26 protein-coding genes and 1 pseudogene are annotated in these 23022 nt (G+C 68.6%); 13 read left to right on the top strand and 14 right to left on the bottom strand.

Annotation, left to right across the window (positions count from 1 at the left end; translation table 11 throughout):
• Nucleotides 1–111 precede the first annotated feature (111 nt).
• The 3 genes and pseudogenes from FCI23_RS37870 to FCI23_RS37860 form a co-directional block, all read right to left on the bottom strand.
• Nucleotides 112–543, bottom strand: a pseudogene (locus tag FCI23_RS37870) (GNAT family N-acetyltransferase); the annotation flags it as partial.
• Between the two features lie 10 nt (nt 544–553).
• A complete protein-coding gene (locus FCI23_RS37865; protein WP_136728708.1) occupies nt 554–946 on the bottom strand; it encodes a hypothetical protein in 393 nt (130 codons plus the stop codon).
• 176 nt (nt 947–1122) lie between these two features.
• The gene (locus FCI23_RS37860; RefSeq protein WP_136728707.1) at nt 1123–1518 is read right to left on the bottom strand and encodes an ATP-binding protein; all 396 of its coding nucleotides are present in this window, start codon (nt 1516–1518) and stop codon (nt 1123–1125) included.
• Between the two features lie 188 nt (nt 1519–1706).
• Here FCI23_RS37860 and FCI23_RS37855 point away from each other — a divergent pair, with 188 nt between their 5' ends.
• The 8 genes from FCI23_RS37855 to FCI23_RS37820 all read left to right on the top strand — a co-directional run bounded on the left by FCI23_RS37855 (nt 1707) and on the right by FCI23_RS37820 (nt 5517).
• Nucleotides 1707–2561: a helix-turn-helix domain-containing protein gene (locus tag FCI23_RS37855; protein ID WP_136728706.1), complete on the top strand. Its 855-nt coding sequence runs from the start codon at nt 1707–1709 to the stop codon at nt 2559–2561.
• A gap of 15 nt (nt 2562–2576) precedes the next feature.
• Nucleotides 2577–2783 carry a DUF397 domain-containing protein gene (locus FCI23_RS37850; RefSeq protein ID WP_136728705.1) on the top strand — a complete coding sequence of 69 codons (207 nt, stop codon included), beginning with the start codon at nt 2577–2579 and terminating at the stop codon, nt 2781–2783.
• Nucleotides 2784–2840: 57 nt separating this feature from the next.
• A complete protein-coding gene (locus tag FCI23_RS37845) occupies nt 2841–3047 on the top strand; it encodes a DUF397 domain-containing protein (protein WP_136728704.1) in 207 nt (68 codons plus the stop codon).
• A 57-nt stretch (nt 3048–3104) separates the two neighbouring features.
• Complete coding sequence (locus FCI23_RS37840; protein ID WP_136728703.1) at nt 3105–3308, top strand: DUF397 domain-containing protein; 204 nt, start codon at nt 3105–3107, stop codon at nt 3306–3308.
• A 140-nt stretch (nt 3309–3448) separates the two neighbouring features.
• The gene (locus FCI23_RS37835) at nt 3449–3661 is read left to right on the top strand and encodes a DUF397 domain-containing protein (RefSeq protein ID WP_136728702.1); all 213 of its coding nucleotides are present in this window, start codon (nt 3449–3451) and stop codon (nt 3659–3661) included.
• A gap of 189 nt (nt 3662–3850) precedes the next feature.
• On the top strand, nt 3851–4264 hold the full coding sequence (locus FCI23_RS37830) for a VOC family protein (RefSeq protein WP_136728701.1): 414 nt from the start codon (nt 3851–3853) through the stop codon (nt 4262–4264).
• A 51-nt stretch (nt 4265–4315) separates the two neighbouring features.
• Nucleotides 4316–4705: a VOC family protein gene (locus FCI23_RS37825; protein WP_136728700.1), complete on the top strand. Its 390-nt coding sequence runs from the start codon at nt 4316–4318 to the stop codon at nt 4703–4705.
• A 329-nt stretch (nt 4706–5034) separates the two neighbouring features.
• Nucleotides 5035–5517 (top strand): Uma2 family endonuclease, encoded by a 483-nt coding sequence (locus FCI23_RS37820; RefSeq protein ID WP_169317109.1) that lies wholly within the window; start codon nt 5035–5037, stop codon nt 5515–5517.
• Nucleotides 5518–5571: 54 nt separating this feature from the next.
• On the opposite strand, the gene FCI23_RS64660 is transcribed toward FCI23_RS37820, so the two are convergent.
• Together FCI23_RS64660 and FCI23_RS37815 are read right to left on the bottom strand one after the other, a co-directional pair.
• Nucleotides 5572–5727 carry a hypothetical protein gene (locus tag FCI23_RS64660; protein WP_169317108.1) on the bottom strand — a complete coding sequence of 52 codons (156 nt, stop codon included), beginning with the start codon at nt 5725–5727 and terminating at the stop codon, nt 5572–5574.
• Nucleotides 5728–5916: 189 nt separating this feature from the next.
• Nucleotides 5917–6303, bottom strand: coding sequence for a DUF192 domain-containing protein (locus tag FCI23_RS37815; protein WP_136728698.1), 387 nt, complete (start codon nt 6301–6303; stop codon nt 5917–5919).
• Between the two features lie 103 nt (nt 6304–6406).
• Here FCI23_RS37815 and FCI23_RS37810 point away from each other — a divergent pair, with 103 nt between their 5' ends.
• Nucleotides 6407–7066, top strand: a complete 660-nt coding sequence (locus tag FCI23_RS37810) for a prepilin peptidase (protein WP_246144467.1) — start codon at nt 6407–6409, stop codon at nt 7064–7066.
• A 143-nt stretch (nt 7067–7209) separates the two neighbouring features.
• On the opposite strand, the gene mgrA is transcribed toward FCI23_RS37810, so the two are convergent.
• Nucleotides 7210–8238, bottom strand: a complete 1029-nt coding sequence (gene mgrA, locus FCI23_RS37805; protein WP_136728696.1) for an L-glyceraldehyde 3-phosphate reductase — start codon at nt 8236–8238, stop codon at nt 7210–7212.
• Nucleotides 8239–8343: 105 nt separating this feature from the next.
• On the opposite strand from mgrA, the gene FCI23_RS37800 reads away from it, so the two are divergent.
• From FCI23_RS37800 to FCI23_RS37785, 4 genes are all read left to right on the top strand, one after another.
• The gene (locus FCI23_RS37800) at nt 8344–9105 is read left to right on the top strand and encodes an isoprenyl transferase (RefSeq protein ID WP_136728695.1); all 762 of its coding nucleotides are present in this window, start codon (nt 8344–8346) and stop codon (nt 9103–9105) included.
• A 369-nt stretch (nt 9106–9474) separates the two neighbouring features.
• Nucleotides 9475–10794, top strand: a complete 1320-nt coding sequence (locus FCI23_RS37795) for a PhoH family protein (protein WP_136728694.1) — start codon at nt 9475–9477, stop codon at nt 10792–10794.
• Between the two features lie 445 nt (nt 10795–11239).
• Entirely contained in the window at nt 11240–11932 is a 693-nt protein-coding gene (locus FCI23_RS37790) for an aggregation-promoting factor C-terminal-like domain-containing protein (RefSeq protein WP_246144466.1), read from the top strand.
• Nucleotides 11933–12067: 135 nt separating this feature from the next.
• On the top strand, nt 12068–13489 hold the full coding sequence (locus FCI23_RS37785) for an AI-2E family transporter (protein ID WP_136728692.1): 1422 nt from the start codon (nt 12068–12070) through the stop codon (nt 13487–13489).
• A 399-nt stretch (nt 13490–13888) separates the two neighbouring features.
• Here the strand turns inward: FCI23_RS37785 and FCI23_RS37780 are convergent, their stop codons facing one another.
• The 8 genes from FCI23_RS37780 to FCI23_RS37745 form a co-directional block, all read right to left on the bottom strand.
• Nucleotides 13889–14413, bottom strand: coding sequence for a PadR family transcriptional regulator (locus tag FCI23_RS37780; protein ID WP_136728691.1), 525 nt, complete (start codon nt 14411–14413; stop codon nt 13889–13891).
• Nucleotides 14414–14558: 145 nt separating this feature from the next.
• A complete protein-coding gene (locus FCI23_RS37775; RefSeq protein ID WP_136728690.1) occupies nt 14559–16013 on the bottom strand; it encodes a catalase in 1455 nt (484 codons plus the stop codon).
• A gap of 513 nt (nt 16014–16526) precedes the next feature.
• Complete coding sequence (locus FCI23_RS37770; RefSeq protein WP_407646088.1) at nt 16527–18740, bottom strand: ATP-binding SpoIIE family protein phosphatase; 2214 nt, start codon at nt 18738–18740, stop codon at nt 16527–16529.
• Nucleotides 18741–19031: 291 nt separating this feature from the next.
• Complete coding sequence (locus tag FCI23_RS37765; RefSeq protein ID WP_246144465.1) at nt 19032–19718, bottom strand: class I SAM-dependent DNA methyltransferase; 687 nt, start codon at nt 19716–19718, stop codon at nt 19032–19034.
• Nucleotides 19719–19845: 127 nt separating this feature from the next.
• Nucleotides 19846–20526, bottom strand: a complete 681-nt coding sequence (fomD, locus tag FCI23_RS37760) for a cytidylyl-2-hydroxypropylphosphonate hydrolase (RefSeq protein ID WP_136728689.1) — start codon at nt 20524–20526, stop codon at nt 19846–19848.
• Between the two features lie 58 nt (nt 20527–20584).
• Nucleotides 20585–21979: a class II fumarate hydratase gene (locus tag FCI23_RS37755; RefSeq protein ID WP_136728688.1), complete on the bottom strand. Its 1395-nt coding sequence runs from the start codon at nt 21977–21979 to the stop codon at nt 20585–20587.
• Between the two features lie 204 nt (nt 21980–22183).
• A complete protein-coding gene (locus tag FCI23_RS37750) occupies nt 22184–22531 on the bottom strand; it encodes a GntR family transcriptional regulator (RefSeq protein WP_136728687.1) in 348 nt (115 codons plus the stop codon).
• A 17-nt stretch (nt 22532–22548) separates the two neighbouring features.
• Complete coding sequence (locus tag FCI23_RS37745) at nt 22549–22818, bottom strand: winged helix-turn-helix domain-containing protein (protein WP_136728686.1); 270 nt, start codon at nt 22816–22818, stop codon at nt 22549–22551.
• Between the last annotated feature and the right edge of the window lie 204 nt (nt 22819–23022).

Below are 23022 nucleotides of genomic sequence, written 5' to 3'. Positions count from 1 at the left end.
GGCCTCGCCCGGCTCCTCGCGCTCCTACTCGGCCGAAGGATCGGCCGTCCCCTCGGCGATCATCCGCCGCATACGGTCAATGGCCGCCGGCCGGCGTTTCGGGGCGCTCATCGAGAACCGGTAGACCGTCGATTCCCGGGCCTCGAAGCCAAGGCGTTCGTACAACCGATTGGCCGCCTCGCGCGCTGGTCGCGACGTGAGGTCAACGGTGCCGGCGCCCGCCTCCCGCGCCAGCCGCAGGGCCTCCTGGGTCAGCGCAGCCGCGATTCCCTGGCCACGGGCCACTTCGTCGACGACCACGTCCTCGATGCGCGCACGCAGCCCGGAGGGCACAGGGACCAGCAGCAGCGTCAAGGTCCCGACGATCTCGCCCCCCGCTTCCGCGCGAGCGACCAGGACAGTGTTCGCATCACACGCCACGATCCGGTCAACCGCTTCGCGGTCCAAAGGCTTCGCGGACGACGACAACTGCGGCAGCAACCGCCCGAACGCCTCCACGATCTCCTGGCCGGCCTCGCGCACGATCTCAACCTCAACGTTCATGCACCGGAGCCTACCGATCCCGTGCTCCACGCCCCGCCCCGCTCAGCCACGGCCCGATCTCCTGCTGAGCCTCGGCGAGGATTCGATTGGTCGTGTCCATCGCGGCTCGGAATTGTTCTTGCGTGCTGCGGGGATCGCCTGAGATCTGCTCGGCCTCATGCAGCGCTGCAGCTCGGGCGGGCCAGCGCTGCATCGCCACGAAGGTTGCCCACTTGATCAGGAAGAAGCGCAGAGGGTTGGTCGACTGCGTCTGTACCGCCCGGTCGAATGCCTTCTCGCACTCCCGGTCCAGCTCCGCCAAGCTGGGCAGAGCGATCCGCTTGACCGCCTCCCGCAAGGCCTCCCGCGTCATGGCTGGCTGTGGGATCAGCGGTCCGTCGTGCTCCATGTGCTGCGCGGTCACGTCCGGATCCTTTCCCATGAAGCTCAGAGGGCGGTTTCGAGGGCCCTGTGTGCGTGCGGCCGAGTCTGCCAGAGCGGGATGACAGCGGGCTTCGGTGCGCTCGTTCAGCGCCCCACCTACTGGACCAGCGCCCTCACGCCTCCGACCACACGTCGGTCCTCGCGGCGTGCTGCCCCTCACCCCAACTCGAACCACACCACCTTGCCCGACCCCACCGTGCACGGCCGCACGCCCCATGACTTCGCGAAGCCGTCCACCAGGAGGAGTCCCCGCCCGTGTTCCTCCTCCGCCCCCGGCATCTCCTGCGTCGGGAACACCGGGCTCTCGTCGTGGACGACGACCCACAGTCTGCTGCCCTGCCACTGAGCCCGGACGGTGACCGGCGTCCTGCTGTGGAGGATCCCGTTTGTCGCCACCTCGCTCACCAGCAGCGCGGCCGTATCGGCCAACTCGGGCCGCCCGCGCCGCCGTAGTGCGGAGCCCAGTGAGTCCCGCACCAGCGCGACCATCCACGGCTGCGCGTCGATCCGTACGTCGTAGGACCAGTTCGCCTGATTGTTGCCGTCATTCACGGTGTCTCCCGTCGCCGGTGGTCGCCATCACGTACGCGGCGTCGCGTCTCGTGACGGAATCGGTACCGAAAGTAGCGGCGGCAGCGTTCAAAGGTGCACTGGTTCTCCTAGAACTGACCCGATTGGGTGACTAGACCCCAACTAGGTGCTTTGGGAAGACTGTTCACTCAGCTACGAAAGGGGAGGGCATGCCGCCGCGTAAGAGCCCTACAGTCCGCCAGAAGCGTCTGGGCGCCGAGCTGCGCAAACTGCGCGAGGCGGAAGGGCTGACCTTTGAGGCTGCCGCCGCCGTGCTGGAGTGCGGGAAGGCCAAGATCAGCCGGATCGAAACGGGGGTCAACGGCATCCGACCCGTCGACCTCCGCGTCCTGCTCAAGGCCTACGGCGTCCAGGACGAGGCCCTGACCGAGGCCTTGCTCGGCATGGCGCGCGAGGGCCGGACGAAGGGCTGGTGGAACCGGTACGGCGATGTGCTCAGCGACGGCTTCACCGACCTTGCCGAGATGGAGTCCAAGGCCGTGGCCCTGCACAGCTGGGAGACCACCCTAGTGCCGGGCCTGCTGCAAACCGCCGACTACATGCGCGTCCTCTTCCGGCGCGGTCGGCTCGACGTGGCTGACGAGGAGCTGGAGCACCATGTCGCAGGTCGTATGCACCGACAGTTGGCCCTGGACCGCGATAATGCGCCCCAACTGTGGGCGGTCATCTACGAACCGGTTCTGCAGGCCAAGTTTGGCGGGCCGTCCGTGATGCGGGACCAGCTTCTCCACCTTGCCCGCATGGCGCAGCGCGATCACATCACGATCCAGGTGCTCCCGTACACGACGGAGTCCCATCGCGGCGTGAATGGATCCTTCACCATCGTGAACACCCCTCCGCCGGGGATGGATGTCGTGCGTGCGGACACCATCGCCACGTCGTTGTACATTGAGGAGGACGCGCAAGTGCGCGCCTATAGGCAGGTGTTCGATCAACTGAGAGCAGCCGCTCTGGGGCCTACTCCCTCGCTGGAACTGATCCGTAGCAGTGCCGAGCGGCTCTAGCCCGAGGGGTGCACTGTGTCCGAACTCGCTTGGCGCAAGTCCAGCTTCTCCGGCGATGATGCGAACCGCGACTGCGTTGAGGTCGCTGCCGCCCCCGAGGGGCTCGTCCACTTCCGCGAGAGCGACACCCCGGGTGTGGTGGCCGTTACGACCCCCGCCAAGTGGGGTGCCTTCGTGAAGGGCGTGAAGGCGGGCGAGTTCGACGATCGTTTGACCAGCTGAGAGCGGCTGCTCTCAGGCCCGTTCCCGGCGAGCGTTTACAGCCAGGAGGAGTACATCGTGTCCGAACTCGCTTGGCGCAAGTCCAGCTTCTCCGGCGACGACGCGAGCCGCGACTGCGTCGAGGTGGCCGTCGCCAGGGATGGCCAGATCCACTTCCGCGAGAGCGACACCCCGGACGTGGTGGCCGTTACGACCCCCGCCAGGTGGGGCGCCTTCGTCAAGGGTGTGAAGGCGGGCGAGTTCGACGAGCGTTTGACCAGCTGAGAGCGGCTGCTCTCGGGCCCGTTCCCGGCGAGCGTTTCCGGCCAGGAGGAGTACATCGTGTCCCAACTTGCCTGGCACAAGTCCAGCTTCTCCAGCGACGACGCGAACCGCGACTGCATCGAGGTCGCTGCCGCCCCCGAGGGGCTCGTCCACTTCCGCGAGAGCGATGCCCCGGATGTGGTGGCCGTTACGACGCCCGCCAAGTGGGGTGCCTTCGTGAAGGGCGTGAAGGCGGGCGAGTTCGACGGCTGCGCTCTCTGAGCGTCGGAGCGCCTGCGCGGCTTCCATCCGAAATGCGGACGGCTCGCAGGTCGGAGCGTATAAGCTCGCGTTTGACCAGCTGAGGGCGGCTGCTCTCGGGCCCGTTCCCGGCGGGCGTTTCCAGCCAGGAGGAGTACATCGTGTCCGAACTTGTCTGGCGCAAGTCCAGCTTCTCGAACGACGACGCCGAAGCGGACCGCGACTACATCGAGATCGCCTTCGACTCCGAGGGCAATGTCCACCTCCGCGAGAGCACGAACCCGGAGATCGTCGCCGTCACGACCCCCGCCAAATGGGATGCCTTCGTCAAGGGCGTCAAGGCGGGGGAGTTCGACCACTTCGCCGGCCTCTGAGCGAGCGTCGCCGAAACCGCTCGCGCCGAGCACGCGGCTGTCGGCGGGAGGCGCCACCCGCGACCTCCCGTACCGGGACCTGAGACCTGAGGCCCAGGACTATCGGCCGATCGCGGATCCGATCATCCAGCGGATAGCTTCTTGGCGTTGAGCCACCAGGCGGTGAAGGCATCTCGCAAAGGGGAAGTCGTGACAACTTACGGCAGGGCTCACGCACGCATCGCCCGCCCGTCACGGGATCTGCGGATTGCCGAGCGATTCTGGGCCGACGGTCTCGGCCTTGTCGTGCTCTACCGGCACGATTGGGACGGTACTCCCGAGGAACATTCCCTGCTCATGGTCGGTTGGCCTGACGCCGACTGGCATCTCGAATTGGTCCACGCCGCGGATGCCCCGGTCCACCCGACGCCAACGCCCGAGGATCTTCTGGTTCTCTATCTCGATGACCAGGTACCGGAGGACCTTGTCGCGAGGCTGGAGCGACACGGTGGGCAACGCGTTCGCGCCCACAATCCGTACTGGGACAGGTGGGGGATCACCATCCAGGATCCGGATGGCTACCGCCTTGTTCTGTCCACTCGCGGCTGGTCCAACTCTCCATAGGGCCCGCGCTACTCGTCATATCTGTCTGCACACCCACCCGAGGGGACCACTATGCGCGTCATCGCCTTTGACCATCTGGTGCTCAACGTTGCGGATGTCGAGCGCGCCCTTGACTTCTACTGCGGTCCGCTGGGGCTTGAGCCGGTACGGGTCGAGGAGTGGCGGGCGGGCAAGGTCTCGTTCCCGTCGGTGAGGGTGAGCCCTACGACCATCATCGACCTGGTCGAGGGGGCCCGGGGGGAGTCCGGGGAGTCCAACGTGGACCACATCTGCCTCGTCGTTGAGCCATTGGACTGGCAGGAGGTCGTGGACTCGGACGTGTTCACCGTCGTGGACGGCCCCGGGCCGCGCTTCGGGGCGCGCGGCAGCGCCCAGTCCCTCTACGTCCTCGACCCGGACGGCAACACCGTCGAACTGCGCTGGTACCCGCAGGACGCCTGACCGGCCCGCGCGGGTGGGCCATCCGGGTAGGACCGGGATTAAAGTCCTGGGCAAATCGTCGGCACGTGCAGTGACGGTGCGCGCACTGTGCAGGAACGTTACAGCTGTCAAAATAAGAGCACACGGCGCAAATGTTGCAAATACGGACACCTGGATCACGGTTCTATTAAGAGAACCTTCACATCACCCTCATGACCCTGGTTCTGGGTTAGGGCTCCTACGCGGTACCTTGGAAGCCCCCCCTCGGGCCGGTTCGCTCTCCCCCCCTGCGAACCGGCCCGTTTCTTTGTTCGGCCCCGGGTGGGGGCGTGCGCTCATACGATGCGCGCGTGGAGATACTTGACGGCGAGATCATCGTGCAGGCCGGTCCGATGATGCTGCATGACCTTCCGGGCCGGAAGCTGGTGCGCGAGACCCCTGAGCCGTTTGAGGCGTGGAACGGGCGGCGGGTCCTCATCGGCGAGGAGGACAAGCCTCGGCCGGATGCGGTGGTCATCCGGGCGCGGGACTGGTCCGACGGGATGCGGGACGTGCCGTCGTCGATAGTGCTCGCGGTGTTCGAGGTCGTATCGGGCGGATGGGTTGCGGTCCGCCGGGACTACGAGGACAAGCGGGGCAAGTACCAGGACGCGGGGATCCCGGTGTATGTGATCATCGATCCCCGGATCGGCGAGTGGCTGGTGCTGCGCCTTGAGGGCGGCAAGTACGAGGAGTCCGACCGCGGGTTGTTCGGCGAGCCGATCCGGCTGCCGGAACCGTTGGGCTACACGGTGCCGACGCTCTCGTACCACCGCTACCCTGCGGGTTCATAGGTTCCACCGGGCGGGAACCGTGACGCTTTGCGCGCAGTCGATGATCGTGGGCGATCACGTGATGGTGGCGTACGTGCCGGAGCGGCCGGAGAAGGCGGCGGTGGCGCGGGCAGGGGACCGGCCGCCATATGTGCGTGCGGCGGCCAGGCTGGTGTTCCTGGGCGTGTTCATGGTGCTGGCGATCGGGATCGGGTTTGCCGGATCCGGCATAGGGTCCGATTTTCAGCCCGGGCACGTAAGCCCAATAGCGGGGGCCTTATGACCACCTGAACCGATTCAAAGTGGTCATAAGGCCCCCGTCATTGCAAGATCCGGGTGCGGGTGCCGTCCTGGGCCGCCCAGCGGCACAGGGGATCGTCGATGGTGTCCATGGTGTCGATGGCGGCAGCGGACATGACGTCAGCTGACGATGTCGAGCTGTGTGCCGGGCGCCAGGCCCCAGGCTTTCATCTTGCCGGCCTCTGACTCCAGTACGTGGCGGGAGCGGAGCCGCGGTCGGCCGAGGCGCCCGGGTGGCATGGTCCGTACGGCGAGGACGCGCAGCCGCCGGTCCAGGTACGCGACATCGATGGCGAATCGCATCCGGAGGGTGTGGACGCTGCCTGCGGGGGTGAGGAGCAGGGCGCCGTCGATGCCGTCCCGGCCGAGGAGGCCGCGGGTGCGGGCACGGTAGGAGGCGGCGATCTCCAGGGGGATCTCCAGGGCGATTTCCAGGGGGATTTCCAGGGGGACGGTGGTGGCGTCGGTGATGACGAGGGTGGCCGTGCCGTCCCGGTAACTGCCCATGAGCCCGCTCCTTCCGTCCGGTCCGTGTACGGTCGGCCCGGTGGTGCTTGGCTATCCGTTCCATCCGCATGTCTATCTGATCGTCGCCGCCGCCGTGTGGGGAATGGCCGCAGGGCTCGCGCTGCCGCGCGCCGCCTACCGCCTCGCGGTTGAGCCGGACGAGCCCTGGTGCGCGGCCGATGCGGCGGGCCGGCCCTTTCCGGCAGGTGTACGGGGCTGGGCCGGCCGGGGGGAGGGCGGGGCGCCGCTGGCGGTGCTGTGCGCGGTGGTGTGCGCGGGGCTGGCCTCCACGGTCGGCGACACGCCCGAGTTGGCGGTGTGGCTGCTCCTGGTGCCGTTTTGTGTCCTGCTCGGGCGTGTCGACCTGGCCGTTCAGCGGCTGCCGGATGTTCTGACGCTGCCGGCCGCGGTGGGCACGGGTGCGCTGCTCGGGGGTGCGGCACTGCTGCCGGGGCACGAGGGTTCCTGGGGGCGGGCTCTGGCCGGCGGGGGAGTGCTGGGGGCTCTGTACTTTGTGCTGCATCTGGTCAACCCGGGCGGAATGGGCTTCGGGGACGTGAAGCTGGCGCCGACGCTGGGGCTGGCGCTGGGCTGGTACGGCTGGAGCGCGGTCGTCGCGGGCACGCTCGTCGGGCTCGGGCTCGGTGCCGGCGTGGGGCTCGTGCTGCTGGCCATGCGCCGGGTGGACCGTAGGACGCCGATACCCTTCGGGCCGTTCATGCTCCTGGGGGCGCTGGCCGGGGTGCTTCTGGGGACGGCGTAGCGGTCCGTCATGCCGCCCCCGCCCCGGCCCCCGGCACCGGCACCGCCCCGCACCCCGGTCGGGTGCGAGGCCGGTCACCGGGCGGAAGTGCGGAAGTGCGGAACCGCATAAGAAGCGGAAGCGCAGAACCGCATAAGAAGGTGTCAGGCCCAGAGGTTGACGCCATCGGGCTCGATCGCGTGTTCGTCGATCTCGGCGAGTTCGTCGGCCGTGAGCGGGGGGGCTTGCAGGGCGGCGACGTTTGCCTCCAGTTGGGCGACGCTGGAGGCGCCGATGAGGGCCGAAGTGACGCGGGGGTCCCGGAGGACCCAGGCCAGGGCGAGTTGGGCCAGGGACTGGCCGCGCCGGGCGGCGATGTCATTGAGTGCGCGCAGCCGGGCTACGGTCTCCTCGTTGATGAGCTGCGGGTCGAGTGATTTGCCCTGGGCGGCGCGGGAGCCGGCGGGGATGCCGCCGAGGTATTTGTCCGTCAGCAGCCCTTGGGCGAGGGGCACGAAGCCGATGCAGCCCATGCCTTCCCCTTCGAGGACGTCGAGGAGCCCTTCGTTCTCGACCCAGCGGTTGATCATGGAGTAGGAAGGCTGGTGGATCAGGGCGGGGACGCCCATGTCCCGCAGGATCCGGGCGGCTTCGCGGGTCTGTGCCGGACCGTAGGAGGAGATGCCGACATAGAGGGCCTTGCCCTGGCGCACGGCGGTGGCGAGGGCGCCCATGGTCTCTTCGAGCGGGGTCTCGGGGTCGAAGCGGTGGGAGTAGAAGATGTCGACGTAATCGAGGCCCATCCGCTTCAGGGACTGGTCCAGGGAGGCCAGCAGGTATTTGCGGCTGCCCCATTCGCCGTAGGGGCCGGGCCACATGTCGTAGCCGGCCTTGCTGGAGATGACCAGCTCATCCCGGTACGGGCTGAAATCCTGCGCGAAGAGGGTGCCGAAGTTGGACTCGGCGGAGCCGTACGGCGGGCCGTAGTTGTTGGCGAGGTCGAAGTGGGTGATGCCGAGGTCGAAGGCGCGGCGCAGGATCGAGCGTTGCGAATCCAGGGTGCGGTCGTCGCCGAAGTTGTGCCACAGGCCCAGGGAGATGGCGGGGAGTTTGAGGCCGCTGCGGCCGGTGCGGCGGTACTCCATGGCGTCGTAGCGCTCACTGGAGGCGCGGTAAAGAGAACGGATGTCCATGGAACAGCACTATCACGTAGTGGCTGACCACCCGGTTCGTGTCCGTACGCCCGTGCGCAGTACGCTGACGGACGGGTGACGATCGGCGCAAGGGGCTGGAACGCGATGAATCTCCGCGACCTGGTATACGGGCTCTACGCCCGCCGGGTGGAACGCCGCCTCGACCTCTCGCAGGGCCCGAAGCATATAGGCGTGATCCTGGACGGCAACCGGCGATGGGCGAAGGCGGCCGGCGGTACCACCGAGCAGGGCCACCGGGCCGGGGCGGACAAGATCGCCGAGGTGCTGGGGTGGTCCGAGGAGACCGGCGTCGAGATTGTGACGCTGTGGCTGCTCTCGACGGACAATCTCGACCGCCCGGCGGAGGAGCTCGGCCCGCTGCTCGGCATCATCGAGGACACGGTGCGCGGCCTTGCCGAGACCGGCCGCTGGCGTGTGCATCATGTCGGCGCGCGGGATCTGCTGCCGGAGCGTACGCAGCGGGTCATCAAGGAGGCCGAGCGCGACACCGAGGGCATCAGCGGGATTCTGGTCAATGTCGCGATCGGCTACGGCGGCCGGCAGGAGATCGCGGATGCCGTCCGCTCGCTGCTCCATGAGCAGGCGGGGCGTGGCACCACGATCGAGGACCTCGCGGAGATCCTCGACGTCGAACACATTTCCGAACACCTGTACACGAGGGGCCAGCCCGACCCGGACCTGGTGATCCGTACCAGCGGGGAGCAGCGGCTGTCGGGTTTCATGCTCTGGCAGAGCGCCCATTCGGAGTACTACTTCTGCGAAGTCTTCTGGCCCGCCTTCCGCAAGGTGGACTACCTGCGGGCGCTCCGCGACTACGCCGCCCGCCACCGGCGCTACGGGGCCTAGGGCCTGCGCGGGGCGCGTCCAGGGGCCTGTTCGGCAGGGCTTATCACGAGAGTGGCTTGATTCCAGGTAGCTGTGTCTACGAACACGTGTCATATGCAGCCGCATGAGCCACCCCATTCGAGGGAATAGACCCGGAAGACCGACGTCCGGCCCATGGACGTCGGCCAGCAGCGGAAGGCACCAGGTCATCCGCCCGGGAGGCCCTTTGCACACGGACATGCTGTCTCCGACTGGTGGCACCGCCGCCAGTGATGGCATTGACCGCGTCGGTACGGAGGGCTGCGGACCGGCCCTCACGGCCGGTCCCGGCCCACTAGTAGCGCGCGACGTCGTCGCATCCCGACCTCTCCCGAGGGGGTTCGTCCACACGTGGTGACCAGCAAGAACCGCCGTGAGCACGACCGGCGCACTTACGTACTCGACACCAGCGTGCTGCTGGCCGACCCCAACGCCCTCACTCGCTTCGAGGAGCATGAAGTCGTGCTTCCGGTGGTCGTGGTGACGGAGCTGGAGGCCAAGCGCCACCACCCCGAACTCGGCTACTTCGCCCGTCAGGCGTTGCGGCTGCTCGATGAGTACCGGATCAGGTACGGGCGCCTCGACGCGCCCATCCCGATCGGCGAGCTCGGCGGCACCCTCCGGGTCGAGCTGAACCACTCGGACCCAGGGGTGCTCCCCGCCGGGTTCCGGCTCGGGGACAACGATTCCCGGATCCTGGCCGTGGCCCGGAATCTGCAGGCCGAGGGGTACGACGTCACTGTCGTCTCCAAGGATCTGCCGCTACGGGTCAAGGCCTCCTCCGTCGGCCTGCTGGCCGAGGAGTACCGGGCGGAGCTGGCGATCACCTCCGGCTGGACCGGAATGGAGGAACTGGTTGTCTCCGGGCAGGAGGTCGACGCGCTTTTTCAGGACGAGGCGATCGATCTGCCCGAAGTGTCCGATCTGCCGGTGCACACCGGTCTGGTGCTGCAGTCCGAGCGCGGTAAAGCGCTCGGCCGGGTGACGGAGGACGGCCGGATCCGGCTTGTGCGGGGCGACCGCGAGGCGTTCGGCATCCACGGCCGCAGCGCCGAGCAGCGGATCGCGCTGGACCTGCTCCTCGACCCGGACATCGGGATTGTCTCGATGGGCGGCCGGGCCGGCACCGGCAAGTCGGCGCTGGCGCTGTGTGCGGGTCTGGAGGCCGTGCTGGAGCGCCAGCAGCACCGGAAGGTGATGGTCTTCCGGCCGCTGTACGCGGTGGGCGGGCAGGAGCTCGGCTATCTGCCGGGCAGTGAGTCCGAGAAGATGAGCCCGTGGGCGCAGGCGGTCTTCGACACGCTCTCGGCGGTGACGTCCAAGGAGGTCATCGAGGAGGTCGTGGCGCGCGGCATGCTGGAGGTGCTGCCGCTCACGCATATCCGGGGACGGTCACTGCATGACGCCTTTGTGATCGTCGATGAGGCGCAGTCTCTTGAACGCAATGTCCTTTTGACCGTATTGTCCCGTATTGGGCAAGGGTCTCGGGTGGTGCTCACTCACGATGTCGCCCAGCGTGACAATTTGAGGGTCGGGCGGTACGACGGCGTGGTGGCGGTCGTCGAGAAGCTGAAGGGGCATCCGCTGTTCGCGCACATCACCCTGACGCGGTCGGAGCGGTCGCCGATCGCCGCATTGGTGACGGAGATGCTGGAGGACGGGCGCACGTAGTTTGTCCTCAAATGCCGGGCGGGCCTGCGTGTCAGGCCCGCCCGGCGTGTTTGGGGGCGCAGTACTGTAGTCGCGCGCCGCTCGGCTGTGGGGCCGTACCCGGAAAACCCGCTAAGCATTCGAGGTGTGAGCTTTGCCACGTAACTAAGAATTGCGTTAGTGCGTCCGGGTGGGGCAGGCTGTCGGTTCTGTCAGGCCCCGCATACGGCACACCCGCACCCCCAGCGGTGCGGAACAACATCAGAACTGAACAGCGAACGCCGTATGCCGCCCGAGACATCACGTGGACTTCCTGCATCAGGAAGCCCCCATCGGGCCCGTGCTTCTTGTGACCCGCCGGACCGTGAACGCGAGACGATCGCGGACCGGAGCAAGAGGAAGCCAGCGCCAGGGGCACGATTGCGTCCGCGAGGTCACCACGCGGGCGATGCTGGAAGGAAACCGTGTGAGCCGGATCTCGGTCCGGGGATTCGCGGTGGCTTCGGCCACTGCGGTCACCACAGTGGGCGCCGTCGTCGGCGTGGCCTCGGGTAGCGAGCAGGCATCTGCTCAGCCGGTCGAAGCTGCCAACGCGACTACCGTCCTGGCGGACATACCCGCTGGACAGGAAGTGCAGCAGGCTTCGCTGACGCAGCAGGTGCAGGCACAGTCCGACGCCGCAGACGCCACCGCGAGGAAGGCCGTCGAGGAGGCAGCCCGCAAGCAGGCCGCCAAGGACGCCGCTGCGAAGAAGAAAGCAGCGGAAGACGCGGCCGCCAAGCTAAAGGCGGATCGGGCGGCGGCGGCCAAGTTGGCAGCGTCCCGGTCTGCGGCTCGCACGAGCCTTGTGCAGCAGAGCTCGTACACTGTCGCCCAGATCCAGGCCATGGCGCAGTCGATCATCGGCGACTCCACCCAGTACCAGTGCTTCTCGAACATCGTGTCCCACGAGAGCGGCTGGGACTACAGGGCGGTCAACGCCGGCTCCGGCGCCTACGGCCTCGTGCAGGCCCTGCCCGGATCGAAGATGGCTTCCGCCGGCGCCGACTGGCAGACCAACCCGGGCACGCAGATCAAGTGGGGCCTGAGCTACATGGACAGCCGGTACAACAGCCCATGCGGCGCCTGGTCGTTCTGGCAGGCCAACAGCTGGTACTAGCGGCACATTCCTAAGCAGCCACGGCTTTTCCCGCAGCCCCCGGTCCGTACAGGCCGGGGGCTGTGCGCACCCCCAAGAGGGGCCCCGGGTAACGTCGATCCCCTCACAGGTGTTGGACAGGGGGGCTGGGAGACGATGTCGGAGAAGCGTCGGCTGGGCGCCGGGCTTGCTGCCGGGCTGGCGGCGATCGCGGTGCGCCTGGAGGAGCGGCGGAGAGCCGCCGCCGCTGCCGCACGGGCGGCCGAGGAGCGTGAGGTCAGGCCGGATCCGCCTGCCGTGCAAGCGTTGCCGCGGGCCACCGCCCGCCCGGCGGACGCGGGTGCCGTGGTGCCGTACAGCATGCGAGTCGCCGCCGAGATCGGCTGGCGGCTGCTCATCCTGGCCGGCACCGTGTGGGTGCTGATGAAGGTGATCGGCACCATCCAGCTGGTGGTGCTGGCCTTTGTGGCGGCGCTGCTCATCACGGCCCTGCTGCAACCCTTCGTGGCGCGGCTGAAGCGGGCCGGGGTACCGCGCGGGCTGGCGACGGCCATCACGTTCGTCGGCGGGTTCATAGTGATGGGCCTGGTCGGCTGGTTTGTGGTCTGGCAGGTGATGGAGAACATCGACAATCTCTCCAGCAGCCTCCAGGACGGTGTCGCCGAGCTGAAAAAGTGGCTGCTCAACAGCCCGTTCCATGTCACCGACGCCCAGATCAACCAGATCGCCAAGAACCTCCAGGACGCGATCGGCTCCAACTCCAAGGCACTCACCGACGCCGGACTGCAGGGCGTCACCTGGGTCGTCGAGCTGCTGACCGGGATCCTGCTGGCGATGTTCAGCACCCTCTTCCTGCTCTACGACGGCAACAACATCTGGAACTGGTGCCTTCGGCTCTTCCCCCAGGCCGCCCGCGGCGCCCTCGGCGGCGCCGGTCCGCGCGCCTGGCGGACGCTGACGCTATATGTGCGCGGCACGGTGATAGTGGCCCTCATCGACGCGGTCTTCATCGGCGCCGGCATCTTCGCCCTCGGTGTCCCGATGGCGGTGCCGCTCGCCGTCGTCATCTTCCTGGCCGCCTTTGTGCCGTTGGTCGGCGCGGTCGCCTCCGGGGTGGTCGCGGTGATCGTGGCGCTGGTGACGCAGGGCCCGGTCACCGCGCTGGCGGTGCTGGGCGTGGTGCTTCTGGTGCAGCAGATCGAGGGGCATGTCCTCCAGCCGTTCATCCTCGGGCGGGCGGTGAAGGTGCATCCGCTCGCCGTTGTGCTGTCGGTGGCCGCCGGGTCGCTGGTCGCGGGCATCGGCGGGGCGGTCGTCGCCGTACCCCTGGCAGCGGTGGCGAATACGGTGATCGGCTATCTGCGGTCCTATGGGCATGAGGCCGAGATGGCGGAGCTGGGCGACGCGCCCGATACTTCCGGCCCGGCCAAGGCACCCGACACACCCGGGACGCACGGGGTGGCGGACACAGAGACCGCGCCCGTCGACGCCTCGGGCGTGTCGCGGGAACGGGTCCAGGGGCCGGAGAAGCCGGCAGGGCCGAGAGGTCCGGAAGGTCCGCGGGGGAGCGCCGGCTGACGCGGTGGCCGCTCGTGCGGGCCCCGAAACCTCACGGCCGCGGACTGTCCGAAATCGCCGGAGTGGCTCCAAGGCCCAGCCTGTCCGGCGATTTCGGACAGCGCCGGCCCTCCGCCTTGCCAGACTTGCCCCTCGCCCCTCCCCCAGCTACCTCCCCCAGCCTTCGGCCGGGAGGTGCCCCCAGGAGGTGCCCCCACCTTCCTCCACCCCACCTATTCGCGCGGCCTCTAAGCTTGACATCTAACCTCGCCACTCGAACACGGCCCCCCAACCGACCCGAGCGGCCCGACATGCGAGCTTATGTCCGGTTGTTTGATCGCTTCGGAGGGCTTCCCGTGCGGCAACAAGTGCTGGTCAGTGCCGTTCGAATCGCGAGGTTAAATCTCAACTAAGCCCCGGTCATTTCCTTACCTCTGCCGCCAACTGGTCCAGACGGGCGGCGGTCAGCTCCAGCCAGCGCAGGTCCGCCTCCAGGTGGAAGAGCGCGTGGTCGCAGATGAGCTGGTCGGTGAGGTCGCCGTCGCGCTTGCGGCGGGTGAGGTCGCGCATGAGGCGCAGGTGTTCGGAGCGCTGGGTGTCGAGCAGGTCGGCGGCGCTGCGGTGGGTGAGCAGCGCGAGCACGACCTTGGTGTACAGGGTGCTCTGGAGGTACGGTTCCGGCTTCTCGGGCTGCGCCAGCCACTGCCCGACGTCGGTGACGCCGGCCTCGGTGATGGCGTAGCGCTTGCGCTCGGGGCCTTCGCCGGGCTCGATGCCCTCGACTTCGACGAGGCCGTGCTTCAGAAGGCGCGCCATGGTCGAGTACACCTGCCCGTAGTGCAGGGGGCGGTCGTGTCCGAAGCGTTCGTCGAAGGCCCGCTTGAGGTCGTAGCCATGGCGTGGGCCGGACTCCAGGAGCCCGAGCAGGGTGTGGCCGATTGGCATGGGGAAGAGTCTGCATCACGCGTATACATCAAGTGTATAGATGACTGAACGGCAGCCCCGGCGCACGGGACCGAAGTCACGTGTTCCGGGGCTGCTGCGCTTCACGGAAGGGCCGGAGGCGGCGCAGGAGCCGGGAGCGGCCGGATCAGCCGCCGTTGACGGCGTTGGCGATGCGGTCGCCGATCTCCTTGTCGATGTTGCGCCAGTACTGCAGGGCACGCTGCAGCACGGGGGCGCTCACCCCGTTCTTGAGGTGCCCCGAGACATTGGTGACCAGCCGCGCGCGGGCAGCGTCGTCCAGGACATCGCGCACCTGGGTGCCGGCCTGGCCCCAGTCGTCGTCCTCGCGGTGCAGCTTGTACGGCTCGCGCACCATGTTGCCCGCGGTTTCCCAGCCGGCCGGTTCGCCGAAGCGGTCGATGTCGGCGGCCGGGCCCCCGTAGGAGTTGGGCGCGTACGGCCTGGCGACCCGGGCGGGCTCGTAGCGCATCGGGCCGTCCTTGGCGTAGGAGTGCACCGGGACGTGCGGGCGGTTCGGCGGCAGCTGCGCGTAGTTGGGGCCGATCCGGTAGCGGTGCGTGTCGGCGTACGAGAAGAGCCGGCCGAGCAGCATCTTGTCGGGGGAGGGGCCGATGCCGGGCACCATGTTGTTGGGCTCGAAGGCGGCCTGCTCGATGTGGACGAAGTAGTCCTCCGGGTTCCTGTTGAGCGTCATCCTGCCGAGCTCGATCAGCGGGTAGTCGCCGTGCGGCCACACCTTGGTGAGGTCGAAGGGGTTGAACCGGTAGTCCGCCGCGTCGTCGAAGGGCATGATCTGCACCTTCAGGGTCCACGACGGGTACTCGCCGCGTGCGATCGAGCCGTACAGGTCACGGCGGTGCAGGTCGGCGTCCTCGCCGGCCAGGGCGTCGGCGTCGGCCTGGGTGAGGAAGTCGACACCCTGGTCGGTCTTGAAGTGGTACTTGACCCAGAACTTCTCGCCGCCGCCATTCACCCACATATAGGTGTGGGAGCCGTAGCCGTTCATGTGCCGGTACGACTTGGGGATGCCGCGGTCGCCCATCAGCCAGGTGACCATGTGCGCAGACTCCGGAGACAGGGTCCAGAAGTCCCACTGCATGTCGTTGTCGCGCAGGCCGTTGTCGGGGCGCCGCTTCTGGCTGCGGATGAAGTCCTGGAACTTGATCGCGTCACGTACGAAGAAGACCGGCGTGTTGTTGCCGACCAGGTCGTAGTTGCCCAGCTCGGTATAGAACTTCAGTGCGAAACCACGCGGGTCGCGCCAGGTGTCGGGTGAGCCCATCTCACCGGCGACCGTCGAGAAGCGGGCCAGCATTTCCGTCCGCTTGCCGGGCTGGAAGAGGTCCGCCTTGGTGTACTGGCTGAGGTCGTTGATGACCTCGAACGTCCCGTACGCGCCTGATCCCTTGGCGTGTACCACCCGCTCGGGGACCCGTTCGCGATTGAACTGGGCCATCTTCTCGATCAGGTAGTGGTCCTGGAGAAGTACGGGGCCGTCCGAACCGACCGTGAGCGAATGGGCGTCACTCTCGACCGGGATGCCTGCGTTGGTCGTGGTGTAGGGGGTGGGGGTACTCATGCGAGTTGTCCTCCCGTCGATCTTGGAAGAGTCCGTCGGGGGCTCTGGGCCGACAGTCGTCGTTCACTGCGACCACTCAAGCAGTCAACCTCGCTGTCGGCACGTGGGCAACCGCTTGGACTGAGTCCAACGCTGAACCGTGTACACCTCGGCCCCTGCCCGAAGCCGTCCCCGTCATGCGTGGTTCCGGGGACGGGGTTGAGGGGACCGCTCGGGGCTCCGGGGGTCGCCAGGGGTCCCCCTAGGTCGGCTGGGGTTCCTGGGGCCTCTGGGGCCTCTGGGCGGTGACGCCTGTTGTCCGGGGGGCTGGACTGCCGTAACCAGCACCGGATGACCCTCCGGGGCTACTCGTGGACCGGGACGGCCGGATCACGCATGAGGCCCCGTAGATCCACGTCAGCACGGACCCGCCGCCCGACGCGCTGGGGAGCCCCCTCAACTGGCTGCCCTGCCAGGGCCGGCGGGCGACCGGCCGGCGCTGCCCGGAGCGACGGGGCTGAGGCGGGGCGCCCGTCAGCCGCGGCTGCCTCCGGGGATGGCCATCTCGAACCACACGACCTTGCCGCTGCTCAGGCGGGTGGCGCTCCAACGCTGGGCCATGCGGTTGACGAGGTACAGGCCCCGGCCGCCCTCGTCCTGGGGCTGGGCGTGCCGCATGCGGGGCAGGGTGGGGACGTCGTCGCCGACCTCGCAGCGCAGGACGTCGGTGCGGAGCAGGCGCAGCGTGATGGGCCGTTCGGCGTACCGGACGGCGTTGGTGACGACCTCGCTGACCAGGAGCTCCACCGAGTCCTCCAGGGCCTCCAGGTCCCAGCGGCGCAGTGCCTGCCGCACCAGGCGGCGGGCGCGGCCGACGGTCTGGGCGCGGGGCTCCAGGAACCAGTAGGCGACATCGCGAGGGGCGATGCCGTCGAAGCGGGCAGCCAGCAGCGCGATGTCGTCGTCGCGGTCGCCGGGGCCGAGGATGTCGAGAACCTCGTCACACAAGGGTTCGAGTGGTGGCGGGGAGACCACCTGGGCGGCGGCGGTGAGGCGCTCGCGGAGCATGTCGATGCCGCCCCAGACGTCCCGGGTGCGGGACTCGACAAGGCCGTCGGTGTAAAGGAGCAGAGTGGCGCCGGCGGGGGCAGGGAGCTCCACGGCTTCGAAGGGCACGCCGCCGACGCCGATGGGCGCGCCCGGCGGGACGCGGAGCACCTCGGCGAGGCCGTTGGCGTGCAGGAGCACCGGCGGCGGATGGCCGGCGTTGGCGATGGTGACGCGGTGCGCTATCGGGTCGTAGACCGCGTAGATGCAGGTGGCCATGCGGTCGCTGCCGAGCCGCTGGGCCTGCTCGTCCAGGTGGTAGAGGACCTCCTGGGGGGCGAGGTCGAGCCCGGCGAGGGTCTGGACGGTGGTGCGGAGCTGGCCCATGATCGCGGCGGAGGTCATGGAGTGGCCCATGACGTCGCCGACGACGAGAGCGACCCGGCTGCCGGGCAGCGGGATGGCGTCGTACCAGTCGCCGCCGACCCGGGCCGATTCGGCGGCGGGGAGATAGCGGCTGGCCAGCCGGACGCCGGTGGGCTGGGGGAGGGAGTCGGGCAGCATCTCGCGCTGGAGCGAGTCCGCGATGTAAGCCTCGCGGTCGTAGAGCACCGCCTTGTCGACGCCCAGCGCGGTGTGGGTCGCCAACTGGGCGGCGACCAGCAGGTCCTCCGGGTCGAACGCGGGCCGCTCCGGGCGGCGCAGCAGCACGGTGGCACCGATCACGCGGCGGCGGCCGCGGAGCGGGGCGAGGATCGCGCGGCGGCCGGTCGGCAGGTTTAACGTCCTCATGGCGGGCGGCGACGATGTGTCCGGCCAGCTGTCGAGAAGCTCGCGCAGCGCCGCGGCGGCCTGCGGGGTCTCGGAGAAGACCGGGCGGACCCCGCGCAGCACCTCGGCGAGCGCACCGTCCATGGGTACGTCGATGGATTCGTTGGCCCCGCCGAAGTCCCCCTCCGTGCAGGGCAGGAGCGGCAGCAGGATATCCCGGCCGGTCTCGCCCGCCGCGAGGGCGGCGACCGACTGCTCCGGCGCCTCGTCGGGCACCCGGTCGGTACGCCGCAGCCGCAGGATCAACGGGCCGGTGGGCCGCTCGTCGCCCACGGGCAGCGGGTCCCGCAGATAGACCAGGATCGCGTCGGCGAAGGCCGGCACGGCGGACCGGCACAGCCCGAGCAGGATCTCGTCCAGGTCTATGCCGCGGGCGATCCGCCGGGTCGCGGCGCCCACATAGCGCAGCCGCTCGGTCTCCGGACCGCCCTTGCCCCGGCCGGTCTGCGGGCCGACGGCCTTCAACGGCTGCGCTCCACCGGTGTCCCCGTCGCCGGGGTGTTCCCCCGGGCCCTCGCCCGGTCGCGGTTCGCGCCGAGCTGCCGCGGTGCCCTTGGGCGGCGTGCTCACCATCGCGGCGTCCTGCGCGCGTTTGCGTCGCCCCGGCTCCGCGGGCGGCTGCTGCGCCGCGGCCTGAGCTGCTCCTCGGTCCCGCACCCCGGCCTCCGTCCCGCGTGGTGGCGCGGTGCCACCTCGCTTCGCTGCGGTCCCCGTGCCTGATGAATCCGGCTTGCGGCGGCGCCGCGCGGATCCTGGTTCCCGGACCGGGGCCTCGGTGCCGGACGACGGCGATCCCGCCGCCCCCGGATCCCGGCGGACGCGGCGCGGCCGCCCCGCACCGCGTCCGCCGGCGGACGGGCCGGCGGACAGGGCCTGTGCGGGGTCACTGCCCGGGGTGACTGTGGCGGCGCGGGTGGTCGGTGTGGTGTGGACCGCCGCGGTGCCCTCGCCGGGCACAGGCACAGGCACAGGCACAGGTGCCCCGGCCGGGCCGCCCGACAGTCGATAGCCGCTGCGGGGATCGGGGACGGGGCCCTCCACGGGAGGGCGTGCCGGGCCGACCGCTGCCGTGTGTGCGGCGGTCTGCTGTGGGGTGCGCTCCGTGCTCACGCTGGTGGTTCCATCCGTAGGGCGGGGTACTCGCTGACGTCCGCCGCGGTGTCAGACGCTTCGTCTGCAGTGCAGGAAGAGCTGCTCCTCCGGGGGCACATCGGCGCTCGCCGGGGCGTAGGCGTACGACTCCTCCTCAAGCACCTTGAAGCCCGCATCCGCCACAACCTGTCGCAATTCGTCTCGTAGATAACCCGATACCCGGACGGTGTTGCCAAGGAACGGAATCGCGAAGTCATCTATGTCGGCTTCAACCATCGAAAGGGCGAACAGTCCTCCCGGGACGAGCAGGTCGTGCACGGCGCCGAGAGCGTAGGGGATCTCGGTACGTGGCAGCATCAGCAGCGAGAAGAAGGCCGCTACCCCGTCGAAGCGGCCCAGGTCGTGCTTTCCTCGTGGTCCGTAGGGGCCACCGACCCGCAGGTCGGCGATGTCGACCCGGTGGAAGGAGGCCTTGGGCACATGTGTACGGGCCAGGGCGAGCATACCCGCCGACAGGTCGATGCCGGTCACCTGGTGTCCGGCGACTGCCAGCTGACGGCTTGTGGGCAAGCCGGTGCCGCAGCCGAGGTCCAGCACGCGCGACCCGGCGGGCAGACTGTCCGCGAGCCATTTGCCGGCCGCGAGCTGCCCGTCCTTGTGCGGGAACGCCTCGTCGTACCGGTCGCCCATGGCGTCGAACGCCTCGGCCTGGCCGGTCCGGTCCCGCTGTATGTCCTCGTAGCCGCCGACTCCCACGGTCCGGGGCCTCCTATGACCTTCAGTGACGTAGCGTCAAACCTTAATACGGGCTTGGTATTTGCGCAGTGATGCGAAGCACGATTCTGTGTTTGAAGCCGAACGGCCCCCCAACGGGCTCACAAGGTCACATTGCCTGACGGTCCCAGTCAACCGGAAGTGCCGGTACCGGCCACGCCGGATCCGGCCTCCAGTTCTCCCATCCGTCCCGGAAGGGGCGCCCCCACGCCCGGATGACCTCGACCGCCCGGTCCCCGGCCCCCCGTACCGCGTCGGCCGTCGCGGCGGGCATCAGCCCGGCGGCCTGCGCCTGCGCGAACTCGTCCTCGTCCAGCCAGTGCCATGAGCGGTCCGGGGCCACGGAGATGTCGAGGAAGTGATCCTCCGAGTCGATCCCGCCCGACCAGCGGCGCAGCGGCTCCTCCAGGTTCACGTACCAGTTCTTGAACCGCCAGTCCTGTTGCCAGAACAGCCACACCGACCATGCCTGCCCGGGGCGCGCCAGCTTCAGCACCCCGGCGCCCCACCACTGCTCGATGCTCGTGGTCCGCGGCTTTACGTAGCGTGTCTCCAGTGGTTCCCGGTCGATCGAGGACCCGTCGGCAAGTACTGGCTTCACGCATCTGGTGCCCGGCGCCATCCACGCCGCGAGCAGCTCCGCGTCGTCGCGCACCACTGTCACCGGGCGGCAGATGTGCACCCGGTCCGTCCCGTTGGCCCGGTATCGCCACAGGATCTGCTCGCCCGGCTTCCAGTGGCCGCCGCCGGTGCCGTGTCCTGTTCCGGGCAGAAGTGTTTCGGCTGTCATGAACGGATCTTACGCACCGTGTGTTACGGCGGCGTCACCCTTTCGGGTGTCCCGATGGCTATGGGTGTGTCATGCTCAGGACATCAAGCGCAGCGTCGAGCTGTTCCTCGGTGAGCAGCCCGCGTTCCACATAGCCGGATTCCAGCACGACCTGGCGGATGGTCTTCCGCTCGGCCAGCGACTTCTTGACGACCTTGGCCGCCTCCTCGTAGCCGATGTACTTGTTGAGCGGCGTGACGATCGACGGCGAGGACTCGGCGTACTCCCGGGCACGCTCCACGTTCGCCGTGATGCCGTCGACCGTACGGTCCGCCAGCACGCGGGAGGCGTTCGTGAGCAGCCGCACCGACTCCAGGATGTTCTTGGCGATGACGGGAAGCATCACATTGAGCTCGAAGTTGCCGGCCGCACCGGCCGCCGCGATGGTGGCGTCATTACCGGTGACCTGCGCGGCGACCATGAGCACGGCCTCCGGGATGACGGGGTTGACCTTGCCCGGCATGATGGACGAGCCGGGCTGGAGGTCGGGGAGGTTGATCTCGGCGAGGCCGGTGCGGGGGCCGGAGGCCATCCAGCGCAGGTCGTTGCAGATCTTGGTGAGGCCGACGACGATGGTGCGGAGCTGGCCGGAGGTCTCGACGATGCCGTCGCGTGCGCCCTGCGCCTCGAAGTGGTTACGGGCCTCGGTGAGCGGCAGGCCGGTCACCCGGGCGACCTCGGCGATCACCGCGGCCGAAAAGCCGGGCGGAGTGTTGATGCCGGTGCCCACCGCCGTGCCGCCCAGCGGCAGCTCCGCCAGCCGCGGCATCGAGGCCCGCAGCCGCTCGACGCCGTAGCGGACCTGCGCGGCATAGCCGCTGAACTCCTGTCCGAGCGTGACGGGCGTGGCGTCCATCAGATGCGTACGGCCGGCCTTCACGACGCTCGCGAACTCCTCCGACTTATCCTCCAGCGCCGCCGCCAGATGGCCGAGAGCCGGGATGAGATCGCCGGTGACGGCCGCCGTCGTGGCGATGTGGATGGAGGACGGGAAGACATCGTTGGACGACTGGCTGGCGTTGACATGATCGTTCGGGTGCACCTCGCGGCCCAGCCGCTCGGAGGCGAGGGTCGAGATGACCTCATTCATATTCATGTTCGACGAGGTGCCGGACCCGGTCTGGAACACGTCGACCGGGAACTGCTCGTCCCACTTCCCCTCAGCGACCTCGGCAGCCGCCTCCTGGATGGCCTCGGCGACATCCTTGTCCAGGATGCCGAGCTCCGCGTTGACCTTGGCCGCCGCCGCCTTGATCCGGGCCAGGGCCTCGATGTGCGCCCGCTCCAGCCGCTGGCCGGAGATCGGGAAATTCTCCACCGCGCGCTGCGTCTGGGCCCGCCACTTCGCGTGCGCGGGCACCCGCACCTCGCCCATGGAGTCGTGCTCGATCCGGAATTCGCCATTGTCGCTCATGCATATGAGAGTGCCCGGAAAAGGTGATCTGTTCCCAAGGTTGGCCCGGCTCATTTCGGCGCGTGCGCGCGTACGCATGCGCACGCCGTGGAAGAGAACATCAGCGTGGGGGAAGCGCTTGCCCACTGGGACCGGGCACTGGAAGATGCGGTCGACAAGCTGCTCGCCTGGGACGCGGTCCGGCACTTGGGCGAGCCCACCGTCTCAAATGGCCGAACTGCTCGCCTGCGTGTTCGCGCCGACGTCGCGTTGATTGACCGGCTCAGCGGGTCGGGTCCTGGCCGGTGCGCCGCCGTTGTCCGCCGGGGCGGTGACGAAAGTCCCCCGCTGGGGCACCGTGAACACGATCCCCTCCTGTACGAGCACGGCGATGGCGCGCCGGATGGTGGTGCGGGCGATGCCGTATTGCTGTACGAGCTGCGTCTCGCTTCCCATCGCACGTCCTGGTGCCCAATCACCTCGTGCGACGCGTGCCCGGAGGATCTCAGCGAGCTGCCGGTACGGCGTAAGCGGTGCGCCGTGATCAATCTCTGCACCGGGATCGTTGGCCATGACTCAGCTCTCCTGGCTTAAGGAGCCGCATCGCCGCTGTTAGCTGCTGGGGCAGCGATGTACGTCCCCTTGGCGGGGAGTGTCACCGCGAGCCCCCGGTCCCGCAGTTCCTGCACCGCTCTGCGTGCCGTGCCGACGGCCACGCCGTACTGCTCGGCCAATGCACGCTCACCCGGCAGGCGCGCGCCAGGGTGAAGCCTTCCCGAGGTGATATCGGCGGCCAGCGCGTCAGCAAGCTGCCGGTAGACGTACTCAGCCGCTGTCGGGTCGATAGGCGACTCTTCCATGATTCGAACATAGAGCTGGCCAAAGCTATGTGCACCACTGGGTAGCTCCATACAGCATCATGAAGCGGCATAGAGCGGTATGGTGCAGTTGGATTCAAAGGGTGCCCCGGCGACGCAGCAAACGTCCCGGGGCCGGCCGGAGCTGCAAGGGAGCACCGACATGGAAAAGCATGGCCGTCTGTGGATTCGGGTCAGTCGGGACAG

It is taken from the genome of Actinacidiphila oryziradicis, from assembly GCF_005047355.1.
In the GTDB taxonomy this organism is placed as follows: domain Bacteria; phylum Actinomycetota; class Actinomycetes; order Streptomycetales; family Streptomycetaceae; genus Actinacidiphila; species Actinacidiphila oryziradicis.
Note: the sequence above shows the minus strand (reverse complement) of the source record. Positions and strands in the feature narration are given on the sequence as shown.

Excerpts from the sequence above, each read along its gene's own strand:
- FCI23_RS37815 (WP_136728698.1), bottom strand. The coding sequence starts at position 6,303 with ATGGGCAGTTACCGGGACGGCACGGCCACCCTCGTCATCACCGACGCC.
- FCI23_RS37785 (WP_136728692.1), top strand. The coding sequence starts at position 12,068 with ATGTCGGAGAAGCGTCGGCTGGGCGCCGGGCTTGCTGCCGGGCTGGCG.
- FCI23_RS37825 (WP_136728700.1), top strand. The coding sequence starts at position 4,316 with ATGCGCGTCATCGCCTTTGACCATCTGGTGCTCAACGTTGCGGATGTC.
- FCI23_RS37855 (WP_136728706.1), top strand. The coding sequence starts at position 1,707 with ATGCCGCCGCGTAAGAGCCCTACAGTCCGCCAGAAGCGTCTGGGCGCC.
- FCI23_RS37800 (WP_136728695.1), top strand. The coding sequence starts at position 8,344 with ATGAATCTCCGCGACCTGGTATACGGGCTCTACGCCCGCCGGGTGGAA.
- FCI23_RS64660 (WP_169317108.1), bottom strand. The coding sequence starts at position 5,727 with ATGCCGGATCCGGCAAACCCGATCCCGATCGCCAGCACCATGAACACG.
- mgrA (WP_136728696.1), bottom strand. The coding sequence starts at position 8,238 with ATGGACATCCGTTCTCTTTACCGCGCCTCCAGTGAGCGCTACGACGCC.
- FCI23_RS37755 (WP_136728688.1), bottom strand. The coding sequence starts at position 21,979 with ATGAGCGACAATGGCGAATTCCGGATCGAGCACGACTCCATGGGCGAG.
- FCI23_RS37780 (WP_136728691.1), bottom strand. The coding sequence starts at position 14,413 with ATGCCAATCGGCCACACCCTGCTCGGGCTCCTGGAGTCCGGCCCACGC.
- FCI23_RS37750 (WP_136728687.1), bottom strand. The coding sequence starts at position 22,531 with ATGGCCAACGATCCCGGTGCAGAGATTGATCACGGCGCACCGCTTACG.
- fomD (WP_136728689.1), bottom strand. The coding sequence starts at position 20,526 with ATGACAGCCGAAACACTTCTGCCCGGAACAGGACACGGCACCGGCGGC.
- FCI23_RS37745 (WP_136728686.1), bottom strand. The coding sequence starts at position 22,818 with ATGGAAGAGTCGCCTATCGACCCGACAGCGGCTGAGTACGTCTACCGG.
- FCI23_RS37810 (WP_246144467.1), top strand. The coding sequence starts at position 6,407 with ATGGCCGCAGGGCTCGCGCTGCCGCGCGCCGCCTACCGCCTCGCGGTT.
- FCI23_RS37775 (WP_136728690.1), bottom strand. The coding sequence starts at position 16,013 with ATGAGTACCCCCACCCCCTACACCACGACCAACGCAGGCATCCCGGTC.